The organism is Gordonia sp. (in: high G+C Gram-positive bacteria), assembly GCF_020438995.1.
GTDB lineage: Bacteria > Actinomycetota > Actinomycetes > Mycobacteriales > Mycobacteriaceae > Gordonia.
The window spans coordinates 1-6877 of the sequence record NZ_JAGQTN010000287.1; the positions used below are offsets into that span (position 1 = coordinate 1).

5 protein-coding genes are annotated in these 6877 nt (G+C 67.8%); 1 reads left to right on the top strand and 4 read right to left on the bottom strand.

The window, feature by feature from the left end; genetic code table 11:
* The coding region (locus KDB67_RS20380) for an ATP-binding cassette domain-containing protein (RefSeq protein WP_291019959.1) at positions 1 to 1445 on the top strand (1445 nt) is incomplete at its 5' end.
* Positions 1446 to 1521: 76 nt separating this feature from the next.
* Here KDB67_RS20380 and KDB67_RS20385 read toward each other — a convergent pair.
* Genes KDB67_RS20385 through KDB67_RS20400 form a run of 4 tightly spaced genes read right to left on the bottom strand, consistent with a single transcriptional unit; the run spans position 1522 to position 6828 of the window.
* Complete coding sequence (locus KDB67_RS20385; protein ID WP_291019971.1) at positions 1522 to 3168, bottom strand: alpha/beta-hydrolase family protein; 1647 nt, start codon at positions 3166 to 3168, stop codon at positions 1522 to 1524.
* A 49-nt stretch (positions 3169 to 3217) separates the two neighbouring features.
* A complete protein-coding gene (locus KDB67_RS20390; protein ID WP_291019962.1) occupies positions 3218 to 5023 on the bottom strand; it encodes an ABC-F family ATP-binding cassette domain-containing protein in 1806 nt (601 codons plus the stop codon).
* A 46-nt stretch (positions 5024 to 5069) separates the two neighbouring features.
* Positions 5070 to 5918, bottom strand: coding sequence for an SAM-dependent methyltransferase (locus KDB67_RS20395; RefSeq protein ID WP_291019965.1), 849 nt, complete (start codon positions 5916 to 5918; stop codon positions 5070 to 5072).
* On the bottom strand, positions 5893 to 6828 hold the full coding sequence (locus KDB67_RS20400; RefSeq protein WP_291019968.1) for a 4-(cytidine 5'-diphospho)-2-C-methyl-D-erythritol kinase: 936 nt from the start codon (positions 6826 to 6828) through the stop codon (positions 5893 to 5895). Before KDB67_RS20400 ends, KDB67_RS20395 begins: the two co-directional genes overlap by 26 nt.
* Positions 6829 to 6877: the final 49 nt, after the last annotated feature.

The window sequence follows — 6877 nt, forward strand, 5'->3', positions numbered from 1 at the left end:
CGGTGCGCGGCAGCATGATCGGTGGACTGTCGATCGCCGATTGCAACGCGATGCAGATCAGCGACCTGGCCACGCTCGTCGCAGGGCTCGACGTACCCGCTGTGGCGCCGTTGATCGACAGTCTCCGTGTGCACCTGCAGCGGATGGTGACCGTCGGCCTGGGGTACCTGAGCCTGGACAGGGCCACATCGACGCTGTCGGGCGGTGAGGCGCAACGCATCAAGATCGTGCGGCACCTGGGCAGCGCGCTCGCGGACATGCTGTACGTATTCGACGAGCCGACGGTGGGACTGCATGCGCGGGACGTTGCGGCACTCGGCGCTCTGCTCTGCGAGCTTCGCGACCGCGGCAACTCGGTGCTGGTCGTCGAGCACGACCCGGACATCATGGCGATCGCCGATCACCTCATCGATATGGGACCCGGCGCCGGAGCCATCGGCGGAGCCATTGTGTACCAAGGTGATTACCCGGGACTACGCAAGGCCGGCACCGTCACCGGCCGCGGCCTCGCCCAGCCACGTCCGTCGGGGCGCGAGCGCCGGGCACCACACGGCTGGGTCACCATCACCGGTGCATCCACGCACAACCTGCGCGACGTCGATACCCGGATTCCGCGCGGGGTGATGACCGTGGTCACCGGCGTCGCAGGATCGGGGAAGAGTAGCTTGATCCTCGGTCACCTCCCGCAGGCCGAACCCGGCACGGTGGTGATCGACCAGCGGCCGATCCGCGGCTCACGCCGATCCAACCCGGCCACGTTCACCGGCATGCTCGACCCGATCCGCCGACTGTTCGCCAAGACGACCGGCACACCGATCGGTCTGTTCACCGCCAACTCGACGGGCGGGTGCACCGAATGCGACGGCAACGGTGTCATCTACACCGACCTCGCGTTCATGGACGGTGTACTCGCCCCGTGCGAAGCGTGCGGCGGACGCCGGTTCACCCCGGAGTCGCAGGCCATCACGATCGACGGGGTGAGCATCGCCGACGTCTACGAGATGAGTGTCGACGACGCGCTGGACTGGTTCGACTCCCGGCCCATCGTGCGAGTGCTGATGGGTCTGCGCGATGTGGGCCTGGAGTATCTGACACTCGGCCAGCCGCTCACCAGCCTGTCCGGCGGTGAACGCCAGCGTCTCAAACTCGCCACCCACCTCGGAACGCCCGGACACCCCATTGTTCTCGACGAACCGACCACCGGCCTGCACGTCGCCGACACCGCCCGCCTCATCGCATTGCTCGACCGTCTGGTCGACAGCGGTTCCACGCTCGTCGTGATCGAACACAACCTGGACGTGATCGCCGCCGCCGATTGGATCATCGACCTGGGCCCCGACGCCGGCCACCACGGCGGCCGGGTCGTCTTCGAGGGCACTCCCGAAAAGATGATCGATCACGGCACCGGCCACACCGCCACCCATCTCCGCCGCTACCTCTTATGAGTTTGCTGTTGATCTCGTTTTCCGAGATCAACAGCAAACTCAGACAACATGATCCAGATGTACCACCGCGAAAAGCTCAGTAGCGGGCCAGCTCCGGGCCGAGGCGGGCGGATTTGCCGTCGGTCCAGCCGGGGACCTGGAGGATCGCCTGCCAGGCGTAGGGGATCTCGCTGGAGTAGTTGTGGCCGTGGCCGTCGGGTACTTTGTCGGAGGCGACCATGTCGGCGGAGATCTGCAGGAAGGTGATCAGCGGTATCCACCGGATGCCGGGGTGGACGTCGGGGCCGCGCTTTTCGCGCAGCCAATCCGGTTTGCGCAGAATGGTTCCCGGATCCCACCAGACCACCGGGTCGGAAGCGTGCTGTAGGAACAGGATTCGGCTTATGCTCGGCCACGGCCGCTTTTCGGCGGCGGCGATGTCGTGACGGTTGGCGACGAAGCGCACCAGGTCGCCGTTCTCGAACATCGGCAGCCGCTCCGGGCTGCCCTTGTCCCGGTCGCGCAGCGTCGCCTTCCACACCGGATTGTTGACGATGGGGCCGGCGAAGAACGCGCCGTCGGTGCGGGCGGCGATATCGGGGATGGTGCCGAACGGGGCCTCGGCTCCCGAGGTGCCCAGGCTTTCGCCGAACACCACCAGCTTGGGGCGTTGCCCTTCCGGGATCTTGCGGATCCGCGCCGATACCGCCTCGAACAATGCCTGCCCCGCGCGGCGGCAGCGTTCGTTGTCGACCAAGAACGACAACCAGCTCGGCAGATACGAGTACTGGATCGCGACGGTGGCGGTGTCGCCGTTGTACATGTATTCGAGCGAGTCGACGGTCGACCGGTTGATCCAGCCGGTGCCGGTGGTACCCGCGACGGCGATGATCTTGCGGCTGAACGCGCCGCTGCGTTCCATCTCGGCGACGGCGAGCTTCGCATTCGCCCGCGGGTCACCCTCGCTTCCGAGACCGACGTAGGAACGGATGGGTTCCTTGGCCGGGGTGCCGTTGAACCGTTCCAGATCCGCCACTGCCGGCCCGGTCCCGATGAACACCCGCCCCTGTAGCCCGATCGAATCCCAGGTCACCAGCGAACCGGGCCCACCTGAACGCAGCGGCGACGTCGTCGGTTCGGATTCGGCGGTCGTCTCGTCGTTGAGTGCGGCGAACGACGAGTTCATCACCCGCATCGAGTATTTGGCGACCACACCGTTGAGGAGGAGGACGGTCAGCGTCGCGACAAGCAACGCCGACGTGATGGCGGCGATCCGGGGCGGGGCGAACTTACGGAGCCGGCGAGTCAGCGCCCGCACGGCGTCGGCCCACGCCCAGCCCAGTAGCACCAGGAAAACGAAGACGACGTGCGAGACGAGCGCGATAGCCGGGTAGGCATGCCACGACATGTGTGACATCCCCATCAGGTCGCGGATCTCGTCCTGCGAGTGGGAAAACCAGAACAGCATGATCGGTGTGCCGGCCAGTGCCACCGCGATCAACGCGAGCCAGTGTGTCCGACGCGGGTCCGGCCACGGAGAGTCGCGGGAGATCAGGTACCGGACAAGCCACGACAGGAACACACCCAGCAGGTAGCCGGTGGCGGCCGAGATGGCGCTGATCAGTCCCTGGAACAGGGCATCGCGCGGCAGTAACGACGGCGTCACCGACAGCCACAGCATCACCAGCGCCGTCGACAGACCGGCGAGACTGAACCGTGCCCTGTACGCATGCAGCAGCCGCACGGGCAGTCTGTCGTCGCTGATCGCGGTGTCGGTGGTGTCGTTCACGCTGCTAGTCCAGGAGTTCGGCGACTTCGAGCCACTCGGCTTCGGCGGTTTCCTTTTGTTCCACAACCGATTTGAGTTCGGTATTCAGGGTGACGAGTCTCGCCGGATCGGTTGCGGCCACCACGAGGTCGGCGTGCAGTTTGTCCTCTTTGGCCGACAACTGTTCGATCTGGCGCTCAAGGCGATTCATCGTCTTGCGTGCCTCACGGTGTTCGGCGGCGGACAGTCTGGGTGATTCGGCATTGGAATCACCCACGGCGGCAGCCTGTTTCGGTGCAGAGACGGGCGACGCCGAGGCCACGAGCTCATGCCGCCTGCGCAGATACTGTTCGATACCACCGGGCAGGTTGGTGAGTTTGCCGTCGCCGAACAACGCCCAAGTACTGTCGCAGATCCGCTCGATCAGGTACCGGTCGTGGCTGATCACCACCAGGGTGCCCGCCCACGAGTCGAGGATGTCCTCCACCTGCTGCAGGGTGTCGATGTCGAGGTCGTTGGTGGGTTCGTCGAGCAGCAGCACGTTCGGTTCGGCCATCAGTACCCGCGTCAGTTGCAGGCGGCGACGTTCGCCGCCGGACAGGTCCCGCACCGGCGTGCGCTGTTTGGCGGGGGTGAATCCGAGCCGCTCGGCGAGCTGTGATGCCGACATCTCCTTGTCGCCCACCATGATCCGGCCGGCAACATCCTCGACGGCGTCGAGGACCCGCTGATCCTCATCGAGGTCGTCGAGTTCCTGGCGCAGCCAGCCGATCTTGACGGTGGTGCCCTCGATCCGGCGTCCCGGAGCAACACTCGCCTCACCGGCGAGCGCTCGTAGCAGCGTCGTCTTGCCCGATCCGTTGACCCCGACCAGACCGACGCGCTCACCCGGCGCCATCCGCCAGGTGAGGTCGTCGAGAAGTACTACACCGCTTGGTGTTTCGAGGTGTGCGTCCTCGAGTTCGATGACCACGCGGCCCAGCCTGCGGCGGGCGAAGGCCGACAGGGTGACCGTGTCGCGGGGCGGCGGGACGTCGGCGATCAGCTTCTCGGCGGCCTCGATCCGGTAGCGCGGCTTGGACGTTCGTGCCGGCGGCCCGCGACGCAGCCACGCGAGTTCCTTGCGGGCGAGGTTACGGCGGCGTTCCTCGGCGGCGTCGGAGAGCCGGACCCGTTCCGCGCGCGCGAAAATCCAGTCGTTGTAACCACCTTCGTACTCGTCGACGCGGCCCGAATGCACCTCCCAGGTACGGGTGGCGACGGTGTCGAGGAACCAGCGGTCGTGGGTGACGACGATCAGCGCGCTGCGCCGGGCCACCAGATGCTCGGCCAGCCACTGCACGCCCTCGATGTCGAGGTGGTTGGTGGGCTCGTCGAGGATCAGCAAATCAGCGTCGGAGATAAGCGCGGCGGCCAGGCCGACGCGGCGCCGCTGCCCACCGGAGAGTTCGTCGACGCGGCGATCGAGCAGGGCGTCGATACCGATACCGGCGAGGATGGCACGCACCCGGGCGTCGCCTGCCCACTCGTGCTCGGCCACGTCAGCACCGACCACAACCTCGGAAACAGTCGCGCCTGCGGGCAGTTCGCCACGCTGGGTGACAGTCTCGACGCGGATGTCGCCGGCCCGCGACACCCGCCCGCTGTCGGGTTCGGTGATGCCACCGAGAATCTCCAGCAGGGTGGTCTTGCCGCCGCCGTTGAGGCCCACGACCCCGATGCGCTGCCCCTCGTGCACGCCGAGGCTGACGGTGTCCAGCAGATGCTTGATGCCGAAGCTCTTGCTGACTCGGTCGGCGTTGATCAGGGCCGTCGGGTTGGAGGGTGCCACCCGAAGACGATAGCTCACCCCGGCCGCTGACCCTGAGCCACAGATGTCACTGTGGTGCCCGGACCTCAAGAACCGCGGTCTGACCGTCGTCACTGGGACGCACCCGGCAATCGAGTCCTCGATCACCGGCGTGGGGAAGTGCCGCCGCGGCCTGGTCCCGGTGACATTCGAGCAGCATCACCCCGCTGACAGAGCACCAGCGCCGGGCGCCGTCGATCAGCCCGCGCACCGCGTCGAGGCCGTCGGGGCCACCGTCGTGACTGTCTGCGGGTTCGTGATCGGTGGCCTCGGCGGGCAGCAGATCCCGCTGCGTCCCGGGCACATAGGGCGCGACGGCCGCCATCACGTCCACCGATCCGAGGACACCCGCGCGGCGCAGGACCGCGTCCATCTCGCCGGGCAGCGCGGCGCGTTCCACCCGCACGGCCGCCGGCAGGTTGCGCCGGGCGTGCGTCAGCGCCGCCGGACTGTGATCGACGACGATCAGCTCCGGCGCCCGCGCATCGACCCCGGCAGCGATCACCGACGCGATCGGCGCGACGCCGCAGTACGCCTCAACCACAACAGGCTGTTCACCTGCGTCGCGAACCGCGTCAAGGGTCGACGAGGCGAGGAACACCGACCGCTGACGCGGGATGAACACCCCCGGCCCGACCGACAGCCGGAGCCCGGCGAACTCCACGTACCCGACGATATGTTCGGGCGGCTCACCGAGTTCGCGCCGACGGACCAGCGTTTCGAGCAGATCTGCGTCGAGCACTCCGTCGCATATCGCGGCGTCGGTGAGGATGCGTGCCTCGTCCTCGGCGAATACGCAACCCGCCCGCCGCAGCCGCGCGGCGAGTTCGGTGACATCGCACGCCCGCGGCTCAGCCGTGATCGACCACCCTGGCACCGGGCACCGGACCGACGGCCACCCGCACGCCGCGCGCCACCCCGGCGCCGGCGAGTTCGGCGGCCACCGCGACTGCCGACTGCTGGTCGGCACAGAGGAACGCGCACGTCGGACCGGACCCGGACACGATGCCGCCGAGCGCCCCGGCCTCGGTTCCGGCGCGCAGTGTCCGGCGCAGCACGGGTTTGATGCCGAGTGCGGCGGGCTGCAGGTCGTTGTACAGCAGCGGTGCGACCGCGCGCGGGTCTCCCGTGGCCAGCGCGGCAAGCAGTTCGTCGGGTGGTGCGGGATCATCGAGCGCGGCACGGGCCTCCCGCAGCCGGTCGAGTTCGGCGAACACCTTCGGTGTGGACAGGCCGCCGTCGGCCAGGGCGAGCACCCAGTGGAACTCGCCACGCGAGAGCACGGGCACGAGTCGTTCCCCGCGGCCGGTTCCCAGCGCGGTACCGCCATGCAGCACGAACGGCACATCCGAGCCCAGCCCGGCGGCGAGCTCGGACAGTGCGGCGCGGTCGATGTCGAGTTTCCAGAGTTCGGCGGCGGCGACGAGTGTTGCGGCCGCATCTGCGCTGCCCCCGGCCATACCGCCGGCGACGGGGATCGCCTTGTCGATGTCGATGGCCAGCCCGGAGCCCCGGTTGGCCCAGGCCGCGAGTGCGACCGCCGCACGATAGGCGAGATTGGTGCGGTCGTCGGCGACGAACGCGGCGCCCTCACCGTGGGTGTGCACCGACAATGCGGGAGCGGTGCGCACCGTGATGTCGTCATGCAGTGACAATGCCTGAAAGACGGTGACCAGGTCGTGATAACCGTCGGGCCGTCGGGGACCTACCCCCAGGTGCAGATTGACCTTGGCCGGTGCACGCACGGTAACCGGCGACGGGACCACGGACAACGACGCACCTGACACGACTACAGAGGTTAGTGGTCGGGTACGACAGGCACCTGAGCGAGGCGGA